At 60.7% G+C, this 14,338-nt stretch carries 15 protein-coding genes; 11 read left to right on the forward strand and 4 right to left on the reverse strand.

What is annotated here, in order from left to right; translation table 11 throughout:
* Position 1: 1 nt before the first annotated feature.
* The 4 genes from ASD94_RS22865 (at position 2) to fliR (ending at position 2,341) form a co-directional block, all read left to right on the forward strand.
* On the forward strand, positions 2 to 367 hold the full coding sequence (locus tag ASD94_RS22865) for a flagellar biosynthetic protein FliO (protein WP_056648297.1): 366 nt from the start codon (positions 2 to 4) through the stop codon (positions 365 to 367).
* Positions 360 to 1,157, forward strand: a complete 798-nt coding sequence (gene fliP, locus ASD94_RS22870; protein ID WP_235510762.1) for a flagellar type III secretion system pore protein FliP — start codon at positions 360 to 362, stop codon at positions 1,155 to 1,157. Before ASD94_RS22865 ends, fliP begins: the two co-directional genes overlap by 8 nt.
* 11 nt (positions 1,158 to 1,168) lie before the next feature.
* Entirely contained in the window at positions 1,169 to 1,438 is a 270-nt protein-coding gene (gene fliQ, locus ASD94_RS22875) for a flagellar biosynthesis protein FliQ (protein ID WP_015015801.1), read from the forward strand.
* 132 nt (positions 1,439 to 1,570) lie between these two features.
* Entirely contained in the window at positions 1,571 to 2,341 is a 771-nt protein-coding gene (fliR, locus tag ASD94_RS22880) for a flagellar biosynthetic protein FliR (RefSeq protein ID WP_056648300.1), read from the forward strand.
* 9 nt (positions 2,342 to 2,350) lie between these two features.
* On the opposite strand, the gene ASD94_RS22885 is transcribed toward fliR, so the two are convergent.
* Entirely contained in the window at positions 2,351 to 2,980 is a 630-nt protein-coding gene (locus ASD94_RS22885; protein WP_056648301.1) for a response regulator transcription factor, read from the reverse strand.
* Positions 2,977 to 4,086: an ATP-binding protein gene (locus tag ASD94_RS22890; RefSeq protein WP_056648302.1), complete on the reverse strand. Its 1,110-nt coding sequence runs from the start codon at positions 4,084 to 4,086 to the stop codon at positions 2,977 to 2,979. Before ASD94_RS22890 ends, ASD94_RS22885 begins: the two co-directional genes overlap by 4 nt.
* Positions 4,087 to 4,274: 188 nt before the next feature.
* Between ASD94_RS22890 and ASD94_RS22895 the strand changes: the two genes are divergently transcribed.
* From ASD94_RS22895 to ASD94_RS22925, 7 genes are all read left to right on the forward strand, one after another.
* Complete coding sequence (locus ASD94_RS22895; RefSeq protein WP_056648303.1) at positions 4,275 to 4,721, forward strand: hypothetical protein; 447 nt, start codon at positions 4,275 to 4,277, stop codon at positions 4,719 to 4,721.
* A gap of 49 nt (positions 4,722 to 4,770) precedes the next feature.
* Positions 4,771 to 5,133, forward strand: coding sequence for a response regulator (locus ASD94_RS22900; RefSeq protein WP_015015796.1), 363 nt, complete (start codon positions 4,771 to 4,773; stop codon positions 5,131 to 5,133).
* A gap of 40 nt (positions 5,134 to 5,173) precedes the next feature.
* A complete protein-coding gene (locus ASD94_RS22905) occupies positions 5,174 to 7,309 on the forward strand; it encodes a chemotaxis protein CheA (RefSeq protein WP_056648306.1) in 2,136 nt (711 codons plus the stop codon).
* Positions 7,310 to 7,362: 53 nt separating this feature from the next.
* Positions 7,363 to 7,851, forward strand: coding sequence for a chemotaxis protein CheW (locus ASD94_RS22910; protein ID WP_056648307.1), 489 nt, complete (start codon positions 7,363 to 7,365; stop codon positions 7,849 to 7,851).
* 103 nt (positions 7,852 to 7,954) lie between these two features.
* Complete coding sequence (locus tag ASD94_RS22915) at positions 7,955 to 8,860, forward strand: CheR family methyltransferase (RefSeq protein ID WP_056648310.1); 906 nt, start codon at positions 7,955 to 7,957, stop codon at positions 8,858 to 8,860.
* 30 nt (positions 8,861 to 8,890) lie between these two features.
* Complete coding sequence (gene cheD, locus ASD94_RS22920) at positions 8,891 to 9,640, forward strand: chemoreceptor glutamine deamidase CheD (protein WP_056648313.1); 750 nt, start codon at positions 8,891 to 8,893, stop codon at positions 9,638 to 9,640.
* A 15-nt stretch (positions 9,641 to 9,655) separates the two neighbouring features.
* Positions 9,656 to 10,759 carry a chemotaxis response regulator protein-glutamate methylesterase gene (locus ASD94_RS22925; protein ID WP_056648315.1) on the forward strand — a complete coding sequence of 368 codons (1,104 nt, stop codon included), beginning with the start codon at positions 9,656 to 9,658 and terminating at the stop codon, positions 10,757 to 10,759.
* Positions 10,760 to 10,846: 87 nt separating this feature from the next.
* Here the strand turns inward: ASD94_RS22925 and ASD94_RS22930 are convergent, their stop codons facing one another.
* Both ASD94_RS22930 and ribD read right to left on the reverse strand, forming a co-directional pair.
* A complete protein-coding gene (locus ASD94_RS22930; RefSeq protein WP_056648318.1) occupies positions 10,847 to 12,748 on the reverse strand; it encodes an ATP-binding cassette domain-containing protein in 1,902 nt (633 codons plus the stop codon).
* Positions 12,749 to 12,884: 136 nt separating this feature from the next.
* Positions 12,885 to 13,979, reverse strand: a complete 1,095-nt coding sequence (gene ribD, locus ASD94_RS22935; RefSeq protein ID WP_056648320.1) for a bifunctional diaminohydroxyphosphoribosylaminopyrimidine deaminase/5-amino-6-(5-phosphoribosylamino)uracil reductase RibD — start codon at positions 13,977 to 13,979, stop codon at positions 12,885 to 12,887.
* Positions 13,980 to 14,338 lie beyond the last annotated feature (359 nt).

Consider the following 14,338-nt stretch of genomic DNA (forward strand, 5'->3'; position numbering starts at 1 on the left):
CATGACCCAGACGCTGCTGGTGGTGGTGCTTTTTGTGGGCGCCATGGCCTTGCTTCCCTGGGCGGTGCGTCGCTTGCAGCAGCGCCAATCCTCCGGGGCGTTGGCCTCCGGGGTGGCATCACGCGTGGTGTCTGCCGTGGCCGTCGGACCCCAGCAGCGGGTCGTCACGGTGGAAGTCGGCCCGGAAAATGCGCGCACATGGCTGGTGCTGGGAGTGACGGCGCAGCAGGTCAGTTGCCTGCATGTGCTGCCGCTGGCCGGCAAGGGGGCGGGTGATGCGGTGGCTGCTGCGTCGCCAGCGGGGTCATCGTTTGCCCGGGAGATGCAATCAGCCTCCGCTGAGGTTGGAAAGTCTGCCCATGTCTGAGCGCGAATCCTCGTTTCTAGCCAAAGGGGCGCGATGGGCCGCGCGCTCGTGGCCTTGGGCTGTCGCTGTGCTGGGGCTGGGACTGGGAGTTCAGGGCTCGGCCTGGGCGCAGACGGCGGGGGCGTTGCCATTGGTGGTGGGCAGTGGGCCCTCTGGCGCAAGTTACTCGGTACCGATACAGACCTTGCTGTTTTTCACGGCGCTGTCATTTTTGCCCGCTGTGCTCCTGATGATGACGGGTTTTACCCGGATCGTGATCGTGTTGTCCTTGCTGCGCCAGGCCTTGGGAACACAGTCGGCGCCCCCCAACCAGGTCATCATCGGTCTGTCTTTGTTCCTTACCTTTTTTGTCATGGGGCCGACCCTGGATCGGGTGTACCAGGATGCTTATGTCCCCTACACCAACAATACGATCAGCTTTGAACAGGCGCTGGACCGGGCGGAGGCGCCCATGCGCAGCTTCATGCTCAAGCAGACGCGTCAATCGGACTTTGCGCTGTTCTCCCGGCTCGCACGTCTGGATCCCAGCGTGACGGCAGAGACTGCACCGATCCGTGTGCTCGTACCGGCTTTTGTGACCAGTGAGCTCAAATCGGCGTTCCAGATCGGGTTCATGATCTTCATTCCATTCCTGGTCATCGACATGGTGGTGTCGAGCATCCTCATGTCGCTGGGCATGATGATGTTGTCGCCGGTGTTGGTGGCATTGCCATTCAAGCTCATGCTGTTTGTTCTGGCCGATGGTTGGAATTTGCTGATCGGATCATTGGCTGCCAGCTTTGTCACCTGAAAGATTTCGCCATGACCTCACAAATGGTGCTGACCATCGGGCGTGATGCCCTCACCTTGTTGTTGATGATCTCGATGCCTGTGCTGGGGGTGGTCATGGCCGTGGGGTTGTTGGTCAGTATTTTCCAAGCGGTCACACAGATCCATGAGGCCACGCTGGCCTTTGTGCCCAAGTTGATTGCTGCCATGGTGGTGTTTGCGATTGCGGGGCCCTGGATGCTCAGCACGCTGGTGGATTTCATCCGCAGGACGATCGAATCAATCCCGTCGATGATTGGGTAGCTCCATGTCAATCTGGGCAACTGGCTGCCTGAGGACCGTGCGGCCGGCTTGGCGCTCGTGGGAATCCGTGCCCCATGGAGATCGGTCGCCATCGCTTTCAAGATACCTCGGCGACGCCAGGGGAGAGGGCCGATGATTACCTTTTCCGAAGCACAGATCATGGGCTGGCTGTCGCCCATCCTGTGGCCCTTTTTGCGGGTGTTGGCGTTGTTCTCTGTGGCCCCGGTGTTTTCCATGCGTGTGGTGCCCATGCGCGTCAAGATCGGCCTCGCATTCCTGGTGGCCTTGTGCGCGCAAGGTGTGCTGGGTGAACAGCCGGTCATCAGCGTGAATGGTCGAGGCGCTCTGGGTGCGGTCGCTCAGCAGGTGGCCGTGGGACTCGCCATTGGCTTTTCGGTGCGACTGGTGTTCACGGCGGTCGAGCTGGCGGGCGAAATCATTGGGCTGCAGATGGGGCTCAACTTTGCTTCATTTTTTGACCCCACCTCCAATGGACAGATCAGCGCTGTGGCCCGTTTCTTTGGTCACATGTCCATGCTGCTGTTTGTCGTCATCAATGGCCATTTGTTGATCCTGATGGCCGTGGTCAAGAGTTTTGACCGCTTCCCGGTCGACGGCAATTTTCTGCAGGCGTTGGGGCAGATGCGGTTGCATGAGCTGGGAGCTTCACTCTTCTCCAGCGCGCTCTGGATCGCCATGCCCATGATTGCGTTACTGCTGTTCGTCAACCTGACCATGGGGATCATCTCGCGCGTTGCGCCGCAGATGAACATCTATGCGGTGGGTTTTCCGGTCACGCTCACGGTGGGGATGCTGGGCATCGCGGCAACTCTCCCGATGCTGGAACAGCCCGTGCTGGCGTTGATGCAGCAGGCGGTGGATCTTTTTGCGGCCGGCAGATGAGGCTGGCAGCTACACAAGCTGGTTGCGGATGGCGTATACAGTCAGCTCCGCGTTGTTAGAGAGCTTCAGTTTTTCGAGAACCCGTGAGCGATAGACGCTCACGGTTTTGGGACTCAGCATCAACTCTTCGGCAATGTCCGACAAGCGCCGACCCGAGGCAATCTTCACCAGGGTTTGCAGTTCGCGCTCGGAAAGCGCCGCATGGGGCACCTCTGGCGTGGGTTGGGCCAAGCTGTCCGCCAGCATCTGAGCCACTTCGGCAGTGAGGTATTTGCGCCCTTGCATCACTGTGCGTACGGCAGCAATGAGCTCAACCGGGTCGCCGGCCTTGTTTGCATAACCCTGGGCCCCTGCCTTGAGGCAGCGCAATGCGTATTGGTCCTCGGGGTACATCGAAACCACCAGCACCTTGATGGTGGAGTGGGTCTCTCGCAGGCTGGCCAAGACTTCCAGGCCGCTGCGTCCAGGCATGTTCAGGTCCAGCAGCAGCACGTCACAGGCGGCCGTACGCAGAACATCACGCAGTTCTGAATATCCGCCCGCTTCGCCGGTTACCTGAATGTCCGGCGCTTCGGTGAGTGTGTCGCGAATGCCGCGCCGCAGGACGGCATGGTCGTCGCACAAGACGACATGGATCACGGGGCATCTCCTGGTGCGGGTGTGAGGGGAGATGGTAACGGGATGGACAGGATGACCGACGTGCCCTGACCGGGCCGGCTGCTGATGTCCAGCCATCCCCCTACGGTGCGCGCACGCTCTTGAAGGCCCTTGAGCCCGAAGGCCTTGGGTTTGTCACGCACTGTGGCATCCATGCCACGGCCGTCGTCTGTGACCTCCAGGGTCAGCACACCCTCCTTGTCAGACAGTTCGATGTCCACCTTGCTGGGCTGCGCATGCTTGGAGATATTGGTCAATGCCTCTTGGGCGGTGCGGTACGCCACCAGTTGAATGTCGGCAGGCGTATCTATGGCGTCGCTGCTGCTCTGCACTCCAGTGGGGATGCCAGTCCTGCGCTCAAAGCCGGTGGCCAGCCACTGGACAGCAGCCACCAGACCTTGCTCCAGTATGGGTGGGCGCAGGTTCATCATGATGCGCTGGCTGGCGCCGATCGCATGTTGCAGCATGTCCGCCGCCGATGTTGCATGCTCCTGCATGATCGGGTCCGTGCTGTGGCGTCCGATCCAGGCCACATCGAAGCGCACGGCCGTCAGGGCACCACCAATGTCATCGTGGATTTCGCGTGCGATGGAGGCACGCTCTTGCTCTATGGAGGTTTGCAGGTGTTCGGCCAACTCAGCCAAACGGCGCTGGGACATCGCCAGCTCGGCAATGGCCTGCTCGCGCGCGTTGCGTGCTTCATGGACCTCCAGGGTCCGGGCGATCACGTGGGGCAGGCGCTGGATATCGTCTTTGAGCAGATAGTCCGCAACCCCTAGGCGCATGGCGTCTACTGCTGCAGGCTCGCCGATGGCGCCCGAGAGCAGCACGAAAGGGGGGTGCTGCGGTTTTTGCGCCACATGGGCCCAAGCATCCAATGCGGTGAAACCTGGCAGGCGGTAATCTGCCAAGATGATGTCAAAGCTGCCGTTATCCGTCAGCCTTTGGAACTCTGGAAGCGTATCGACCCGCTGGAGGTGGCACTGGAGCCCGGATCGACGCAACACACGCGCTGCCAATTCGTGATCGGCGGGTGAGTCTTCAAGATGCAGGATGTCAAGGGTCTGGTCTGGTGTTGCAGGGCCCATAGGAGCGCTATCATAGGATACAAATTGGAACAAACAACGGTGTTTGTCCGGTTGGGATGGTTTGCGCGTCAGCGTTCAATGGGCGCGGACGCTCCGGTTTGCTCGGGGGCCTTGGCAGGTTACTGATGCATGTATCGTAGTCCTGTGTATTTGCGTGTTTTGCTGCTACGTGCTGCGATGGAGAAACGATGCAATCTACGCTAACAACGCCTGGAGGACCTGCTGTCCAGGTTCCCGTCATGGTGGCGGCAGAGCTGCAGGACTCCTTGCTGGTCGTAATGCATGACCTGCACCGCCTGGAAGGTTTGCTGAACCACGCCACCGACAATCTGCTGGAGCGGTTTGGCGAGGCGAACTCCTTGTTGACCGATGCCGTGGTGGCAGACTCGCCGGAACTGGTGGCTGCACGTGCGGCGTTGCGCAGTGCGGTGACGGAGTTGCAGTTCCAGGACATGGCCTCCCAACTGATCTGGCATACCACCAAGGTGCTGCAGGGTTGCGCCTTTCGGCTGGCTTCGGAAGCCATGGGGCACGAAGAAGGTGAAGACGCGGCGCCCTTTGCTGAGATGGCGCCCGACAGGCCAAACCCTGTCACCCAAAGCGAGATGGATGCAGGTTCTGTGGACCTGTTTTGACGTTCACATCACTGGTTACCTTATATATTCAAGTCAGTTGGAGCCGTACATGCAATCGATCCTTGCCGTTGATGATTCACCTTCCATGCGAAAAATGGTGTCGTTCACCCTCACCGGTGCCGGCTATCACGTCGTGGAGGCAGTGGACGGGCAAGATGCCCTCGAAAAAGCCGAGACGCACAATATCGATCTGGTTCTGGCCGACCAGAATATGCCGCGCCTCGACGGCATTGGTCTGACCCGGAAACTGCGTGAGCACCCCAAGTTCAAGACGATCCCCATCCTGATTCTTACGACGGAGTCGAGCGACCAGATGAAGCAGGCGGGCCGCACGGCGGGCGCGACAGGCTGGTTGGTGAAACCTTTTGATCCGAATCGTCTGATCGAAGTCATCCAGAAAGTGATCCGCTGAGCCGGGTTGACTGAGAGCATTTAGTACACAGGAGCCCACCATGGCGGAAACCTACCAAGAAGGATCGGGTGCTGGCGCTGACTTCGATCTCAGCCAGTTCTATCAGATCTTTTTCGAGGAAGCAGGTGAGAACCTCGACCAGATGGAGCAGATGCTGCTCAATCTGGACCTGAGCAGTGCCAACGACGAGGAGCTCAACGGCATTTTTCGCTGCGCACACTCGATCAAGGGTGGCTCGGCCACTTTCGGCTTCTCTGATGTGGCCGAACTGACCCATCAGATGGAGTCCCTGCTCGATCGTCTGCGTCGCCATGAGCTGCAGCCCATCCCCCAGATGGTGGACGTTCTTTTGGAGTCTGCTGACGCATCCCGTAGCCTGTTGGCGCGCCATCAGGCAGGGGGGCAGGGCGAGGCCGTCTCGACCACCTCCCTGGTTCGTCGCATCAGTGACCTGGCCGCCGGCTTGGTGCCTGGCGACACCGCGCCGGTTGTGGCTGCTCCTCCCCCTTCGGCTCCAGCACCAGCTCCCGTTGCGGCGGCTCCAGCGCCCAAGCCTTCCTCCTCCTCAGCACCGGGGCAGGCGCGGCAACTGGAAATCCAGATCGGCCCCCTGGATCGCCCCGAGCAGGCCGATGCGATCAAGGAGTTGTTCCGGGATATCCCCGGCTTGGGCGCGATCCGCGATGTTCCGGGCAGTCCTCCCAATACGCGGGTCTTCGCGGTGGAAACGACTTCTACCAACGACGATTTGCTGGACCTGTTTGCCTTCCATGTCGCCAAGGAGCAGGTACTGATCCGCGATGCAGCGGGTGATGGTTCAGCGGGTGCCGATGATGAGGCCACAGCGGCCGTGGATACCTCCGGAGGAGAAGCACCTTACGGCTTCTTTAATGGTGCGCCCGGTGCGCCGCTCGGAGAGGCGACACAGGCCGTGCATGCGCCAGCACCGCAAGCCCCCAAGGCTGCCACCAGGGCTGCGGCGGAGCCCAAGGCTGCGATGCAGGCCCAGATGGAGTCCACCACCATCCGCGTGGATGTGAAGAAGGTCGATCAACTGATCAACCTTGTGGGTGAGCTGGTGATCACGCAGGCCATGCTGGCGCAGAACAGCCGGGGCCTCGATGCTGGGGCGTATCAGCAATTGCTGGCCGGGCTGGCAGATCTGGATCGAAACACGCGCGACTTGCAAGAGTCGGTGATGTCTATCCGCATGATTCCAATGTCCATCGTTTTCAGCCGCTTCCCCCGCATGTTGCGCGATCTGGCGAACAAGCTGGGCAAGAAGGTGGAACTGGTGACCCTGGGTGAAGCCACCGAGCTGGACAAAGGGCTTGTCGAGAAAATCACCGACCCGTTGACCCACTTGGTTCGCAACAGCTGCGACCATGGGATTGAAATGCCTGCCGATCGTCTTGCCAAGGGCAAATCCGAGCACGGAACGATCACGTTGTCCGCATCCCATCAGGGCGGCTCCATTGTGATTGAGGTGCGCGATGATGGCCGCGGTCTGTCGCGCGAGAAAATCCTCAGCAAGGCCCAGGAGCGTGGCATCGAGGTGTCGGAGCAAATGAGCGATGCCGAGGTCTGGCAACTGATTTTCGCCCCCGGCTTCTCCACGGCTGACGAGGTCACCGATGTGTCTGGGCGTGGTGTCGGTATGGATGTCGTCAAGCGGAACATTGCAGCGCTCAACGGCTCTGTCGAGATCGATTCTGCCGAGGGCTATGGCATGAAGGTGTCGGTTCGCCTGCCACTGACGCTCGCCATCATGGACGGCATGTCGGTGGGTGTGGGTGAAGAGGTTTACATCCTTCCCTTGTCATCGGTGGTCGAATCTTTCCAGGTCAACGCCGATGATGTCAGCACCGTGGCGCAAGGCTCGCAGTTGGTGAAGGTGCGTGACGAATACATGCCCGTCATCGCGCTGGAGAAGATCTTCCAGGTGCCGCGCTTCGATCTGAACAAATCCAGCAACATCATGGTGGTGGTGGAAGCTGACGGCAGCCGTGTGGCGCTGCTGGTGGATGAGTTGCTGGGCCAGCACCAGGTGGTGGTCAAGAACCTGGAGTCGAATTACCGCAAGGTGCCCAACGTGTCGGGCGCCACCATTTTGGGCGACGGCACCGTGGCGTTGATTCTCGACACGGGTGGCTTGGTCCGCCGGGCGCGCCACTAGATTCAGGCGTTGGCGCCGAAAGGCGCTGCGCCGTCATGAAAGGAGAATGCACCATGAGTGTGATCGGTAAAGCAGCAGATGCAGCGCCCACGGGCGCGCGTGAATACCTGACGTTTCGCCTCGACCAGGAAGAGTACGGCATTGATATCCTGAAGGTGCAGGAAATCCGTGGCTATGAGCCACCCACACGCATTGCGAACGCCCCTGATTTCATCAAGGGCGTAGTCAATTTGCGCGGCACGATCGTTCCCATCGTTGACATGCGCATCAAGTTCAATTGTGCGCAGGCGGACTACAACAGTTTCACGGTGGTCATCATCCTCAACTTGCGCAACCGGGTGGTCGGCATCGTGGTGGATTCCGTGAGCGACGTGATGGAGCTGACGCCAGAGAGCATCCGCTCAGCGCCAGACATCGAGAGCGCCATCGACAACAGCTGCATTCTGGGTCTGGGGTCTGTGGGCGAGCGCATGCTGATCTTGCTGGATATCGAAAAACTCATGTCCAGCGTGGACATGGGCCTGGTGACCGCCAACGAATAAGGCGCAATAGTCAGCAGCCAGTGGTGGCTCAGGCACATGTCAGGCTGTGAGCAGAGCTTGCAGACCTTTTGGAGCGAACAGGACTTCCTCTCGGACGATCAATATGGCCCAAACCACCAGTGCTTCGGCGTCAGCCCGGTCAGGGCCGGCCAGGGGCGATCCCGCGCAGGCCGCAGCGGCAGCGCCCTCAGGCCCCCTGGCCCAGGGGCGGGAGTTTGTCTGGACCAATGCGGACTTTGCCCGGGTTCAGGCCCTGATCTACCAGCGCGCGGGCATCAGCTTGCACGATGGCAAGCATGCGATGGTGTACAGCCGCCTGTCCCGGAGGTTGCGCGACACCGGGCACACCAGCTTTCACGACTACCTGAGCTGGCTGGAGACCCACGATGGGCCGGAGTGGCAGGAGTTTGTGAATGCGCTGACCACCAACCTCACGGCATTTTTCCGTGAGCAGCATCACTTTGAAATCTTTGCGTCGCACCTGCGGTCCAAGCCATCGGCCAACTGGAGGGTTTGGTGCAATGCAGCGTCCACTGGCGAAGAGCCCTACTCCATCGTGATCACCGCACTGGAGGCGCTGGGAGCCAACGCTTCTTTCAAGTTGACGGCCAGTGACATTGATTCGCGCGTGCTGGCGACGGCTGCTCAGGGTGTGTACCGGCTCGACAGCGTCAAGGGCTTAAGCCCTGAGCGCCTGCAGAAGTTCTTCCTCAAAGGCAAAGCCGGGAACGCTGGCATGGTCCGTGCCAAGCCTGAACTGCGGCGCGCCATTGACTTCATGAGCGTGAATCTCATTCGCGACGATTGGCCGTTCAAGGAGCCCTTTGATGTGGTCTTCTGCCGTAACGTGATGATTTACTTTGATGCCCCTACGCAGCGGCGCGTACTCGAAAGAATCCACCGAGTGCTCAAGCCCGGCGGTATGCTGTTTGTAGGGCACGCCGAAAATTTCAGCGAGTCCAAAGACCTGTTTACCCTGCGTGGCAAGACGGTGTACGAGCGCCGCTGACCTGTCCATGTTGTCCTGCACATTGCACCCATGACCAACATCTACACAGGTTCATCTCCTACCAGTGCGCCTGCTGCGCTTGGCACCTCCGAAAGGCGCCGCGCTCCCCGCATTGCACCGCTGAGTGCCGACATTTATGCGTCCGGCAACACCCCTGCGCGGGAGTCATCGCTGCAGGAACTCAAGGCACGCAGCCGCAAGCCAGGCGAGGCCTCGTTTTTCTACCTCGATCACCACTTTCAGCACAACGCGGTGAAGGTGCTCCCCGGCGAGTACTTTGTGTCGGACGAGAACATGGTCATCATGACGGTGCTGGGGTCATGCATCGCGGCCTGCCTGTGGGACAGTCGCGCGCGTATCGGGGGCATGAACCATTTCATGCTGCCCGACGGTGATCTGGCGGATGCGTCGGGGCGGTACGGCTCGTATGCCATGGAGCTATTGATCAATGAAATGCTCAAGCTCGGCGCCCGCCGTGAAACCATGCAGGCCAAGATTTTCGGGGGCGCCCAGGTCATGCACAACTTCACCACCATGAACGTGGGGGAGCGCAACACCAATTTCGTGTTGAACTATTTGCACACGGAGCGCATTCCGATCGTCTCCGAGGATGTGCTGGATATCTACCCGCGCAAGGTGGTTTTTTTCCCGGTGACCGGCAAAGCCATGGTCAAGCGGCTGGCACATGCCCATCCCGAAGCCCTGGTGGCCCAGGAGGTCCGTGGCAATGCGGCCACTGTGGCAAAGACCACGTCGGGTGGTTCTGTGGATCTGTTTTGATAAGGGTGTGAGTGAATGAGCAGGAAAATCCGGGTGATCGTGGTGGACGATTCGGCGCTGGTCCGCAGTCTGCTGTCAGAGATCATCAACCGCCAGCGTGACATGGAGTGCATTGGCACTGCCAACGACCCTCTGGTGGCGCGCGAGATGATTCGCGAGCTGGATCCGGATGTCATCACCCTGGATGTCGAGATGCCGCGCATGGACGGTATTGATTTTCTGGGGCGCCTCATGCGCCTGCGGCCCATGCCGGTAGTGATGATCTCCACGCTGACCGAGCGCGGCGCGGAGGTCACGATGAAGGCGCTGGAGTTGGGCGCTGTGGACTTTGTGGCCAAGCCGCGCGTGGGGCTGGCCAGCGGGCTCAATGAACTGGCGACACAGATTGTGGACAAGATCCGTGTTGCTGCCGTCGCGCAGGTGCGCCGTGCGCCCGCGCGCGACGCTTTACCTGCCAGCGGTGCCGTTGGGGCTCCCGTGTCGCACGCCGTGCCCGCAGTAGGTTTGCTGGGGCGCCTGTCCACCGAAAAGCTCATCTGCATCGGGGCGTCAACGGGCGGCACGGAAGCCATTAAGGAAGTGCTGGTCCAGATGCCGGCGGACTCGCCGGCGATCGTGATTACCCAGCACATGCCCCCCGGGTTCACCACCAGTTTTGCAGCCCGCTTGAACGGGCTGTGCCAGATCACGGTGAAAGAGGCCGTGAATGGCGAGCGCATTTTGCCTGGCCACGCGTATATAGCCCCGGGCGGGACCCAGTTCCATGTGGCCCGCAGTGGCGCCAACTATGTGGCGGTGGTCGATGATGGTCCGCCGGTCAACCGCCATAAGCCCTCAGTGGAGGTGCTCTTCAAGTCCGCGGCGACCGTGGTGGGGCGCAATGCTTTCGGCATCATGCTCACGGGCATGGGCAATGACGGTGCGGTGGCAATGCGTGAGATGAAAGACGCAGGCAGCTACAACTACGTTCAGGACGAAGCGACCTGCATCGTCTTTGGCATGCCGCGCGAGGCCATTGCCCACGGCGCTGCCGATGAAGTGCTGCCGCTGGGGCAGATTGCCCCTGCTTTGATTGCCCGATTGCGCGGAACGACAGACCGCCTCCACCACCGGATTTAAGGGGTATCGTTGGGAGCAGGAGAGGCACAGCGGTCTGTCCGCGGCCGGAGGAGCTCCCCCGCCGGGCGCTCGCTAGTGCCTCTGTGCCTATTCGGAGAGGGCTGTCCAGCGCTCCAGGGCCGTCATGAGTTCCTCGTCGATGGTTGCCGCTCTGGTCGTCATGGCGGTTGCGCGGGCTGGGTCGGTGCCAAACAGTGACCCGTCCGCCAGGGCCTCCTGGAGGGTCTTCTGTTCAGTCTCCAGCGAGCTGATCAGGTCGGGCAGTTGTTCCAGCTCGCGCTGCTCCTTGTAGCTAAGCTTCTTTTTTGATAGCTGCACAGGCTTATTTGATATGCGCTCCGACGCGTTTTGGTCTGAATTCTCTGAGGTGGATGGTTTGGCGGGTGCTGACGCAGCCGCCTGCAACGACCGACTGCGTTTGGATTGCAGCAGCCAGTCCTGAACGCCACCTTCGTACTCGCGCCACAGGCCATTGCCCTCAAAAGCGATGGTGCTGGTCACCACGTTGTCGAGGAAGGTGCGGTCATGGCTGACGAGGAACACTGTGCCCTCGTAGTTTTCGAGCAGTTCCTCCAGCAAGTCCAGGGTGTCGATGTCTAGGTCGTTTGTAGGTTCGTCCAGAACCAGCACATTGGCAGGGCGGGCGAACAGCCGGGCCAGCAGCAAGCGGTTGCGCTCGCCGCCGGACAGAGACCGCACCGGAGAGTGAGCGCGTGCCGGGGAGAACAGAAAGTCGCTCAGATAGCTCTTGACGTGTTTGCGCTGGTTGCCGATCTCGATCCACTCGCTACCGGGACTGATGAAGTCCTCCAGGGTGGCGTCTAGGTTGACGGCGTGGCGCATCTGGTCAAAGTAGGCTACCTGCAGGTTTGCTCCCTGCCGGATGGTGCCCTTGTCGGCCTGCAATTCGCCCAAGATCATCTTGAGCAGTGTGGTTTTGCCAGCGCCGTTCGGGCCGATCAAGCCCACTTTGTCACCGCGCAGAATCGTCCCGGAAAAGTTGTGAACGATGGTTTTGTCGCCGAAGGATTTGCCCACTCCTTCCAGTTCCGCAACGATCTTGCCTTGGTACCCGTTGGAGCTTCCGGTGGCAACGTCCATGCGCACGCTGCCGACGACTTCGCGGCGGGCCTCGCGGCGTGCGCGCAACTGTTCGAGTCGGCTGATGCGGCTTTGGCTGCGGGTGCGGCGCGCTTCCACGCCGCGTCGTATCCACACTTCCTCTTGCGCGAGGAGCTTGTCGGCCTTGGCGGCGATCACCGCCTCTTGCGCCAACTGCTCCTCCTTTTGTATCTGGTACTGCGCAAAGTTGCCAGGATAGGAGCGCAACTGCCCTCGGTCCAACTCTACGATGCGGGTGGCCACACGGTCCAGGAACGACCGGTCATGGGTAATGGTCACGACGCTGCCGGGAAAGTCCAGCAACAGGTCTTCCAGCCATTCGATGGAGTCCAGATCAAGGTGGTTGGTTGGTTCATCCAGCAGCAACACATCAGGGCGGGCCACCAGCGCCTGTGCCAGCGCTACGCGCTTTTTGGTACCGCCCGAGAGTGTGCCCACCACGGCTTCGGGGTCCAGATGCAATCGCTGCAGGGTTTCTTCTACGCGCTGCTCCCAATTCCAGGCGTCGTAGGCCTCGATTTCGGACTGCAGGGCATCCAGATCCAGCCCATCTGCGCCCGACAGGTATTGATCGCGGATGGCAATCACGCGTTGCAGGCCTTCCGACGCTGCCTTGAAAATGGTGGCGCTAGGGTCGAGCGTGGGCTCTTGCGCCACAAAGGCAATGCGCACCCCTTGTTGCACCTGCAATGAGCCATCGTCCGGTTTGGCAAGCCCTCCCAGAATTTTGAGGAGGGATGATTTGCCCGCGCCATTGCGCCCGATCAGGCCGACACGCTCTGCGGTCTCCAGAGAAAAGCCGGCGTGATCCAGCAGTGCAACATGCCCAAATGCGAGCTGGGCGTCCAGTAAGGTGATAAGTGCCATAGGGCGGGATTATCCTTGCCGCACTCTGGCGAGGCATTTTCTCGGCCCTGAATGACCTGACGGCGCGGCAATCAGTGCTCTTTGGGCAAGGCCTCGGCCAGCACTAAATTTCAGCGCCCATACCGCCGCGATGGCGTCAGAACCTGTCGCGTCCCTGCACGCGAGCAAGAATGCGCAAGTCGTCCCCCAATCGGTCCACCGAGTGAAAGCTGAGGGCATGTGCCTCGGAAAGCGCGGTCATGGGGTTCATCTGGGCCAATCCGAGACCCTCGCCGATCAGTTTGGGGGCGAGGTAAACCAGCAATTCATCTACCAGTCCCTCGCGCAGGAGCGAGCCATTGAGCTTGTATCCCGCTTCTACGTGCAGTTCATTGATGTCCCGGCGTCCAAGGTCTTGCACCATGGCTGCCAGATCCACCTTGCCAGCCTTGTTGGGCCGGCTGATCACAGTGGCGCCTTGGGCTTCCAACGCGCCGCGCTTCTCCCCATGCGCGGCTGCTGTATAGATATAGACCGGGCGTTTCGCCGCGAAAAGTTGGGCGCTGAGGGGCACCTCCAGCGCGCTGTCCACCAAAATCAACGTTGGTTGACGTTCGGTAGGTACATCCCTCACATCCAGTCTTGGGTTGTCCGCGAGCACGGTCCCGATGCCCGTGAGCACCGCGCAGGCCCTTGCGCGCCAGGCATGTCCGTCAGCACGCGCCGCCGGTCCGGTTATCCATTGGCTGGTTCCGTTGGGCAATGCGGTGACACCGTCGAGCGAGGCGGCCGCCTTCATCCGCACCCAGGGCCTTTTGCGAATCATCCGGCTGAAGAACCCAAGATTCAGTTCACGCGACGCCTCTGCCCCGGGGCTCACCTCCACCGCTATCCCTGCAGCACGCAGTCGCGCGAACCCGTTGCCCGCCACGGCGGGGTTGGGGTCAGCAATCGATGCGACGACTTTGGCGACTCCCGCCTGGATCAATGCGTCGCAGCAAGGGCCGGTACGTCCGTGGTGCGAGCAGGGTTCCAGCGTGACATAGGCCGTGGCGCCTTGGGTCGAATGACCTTGCTGCGCGGCATCGCGCAGCGCCATGACCTCCGCATGCGCCTCTCCGGCGCGTTGGGTGGAGCCTTTGCCAATGATGGCACCGTCCTTGTCTACGAGTACGCAGCCCACGCGGGGGTTGGGGGAAGTGCGGTACAGGGCCTCGTGAGCGAGATCCAGGGCCGTGTTGATGTAGTCCATGGTGGTCAGTTGGGATGAAAGAGCGAACGGTCCGAGCCGCCGATATGGCAGCTTAAGCGACTTAGGATGTGCGGGAGGCGCGTACCCAATCCAGCCTGTGGGGAGGGTAGGTGGAATCTTCCAGGGCTGATAACGTCGTCGGGCTCAAAAAAGCTGCGGTGGGCGCTTAGCAGCGGTACCTCTTCTGCGTGATCAGCACAACCTCTAATGGTGCGCCGCCGGAGGAAGAATGGATAGGGTGAGATTAGGTGTGCAAAGCCCCTGGGGTTTTCCCTGCCGTTCATTGAAACCGTGCTATAGTCGAGGGCTTCGCTACTGAGACTTGAGCGCAAAAGTGTTCAGGTGCTATGGGTGGTTTG

The organism is Acidovorax sp. Root70, assembly GCF_001428225.1.
In the GTDB taxonomy this organism is placed as follows: domain Bacteria; phylum Pseudomonadota; class Gammaproteobacteria; order Burkholderiales; family Burkholderiaceae_C; genus Acidovorax.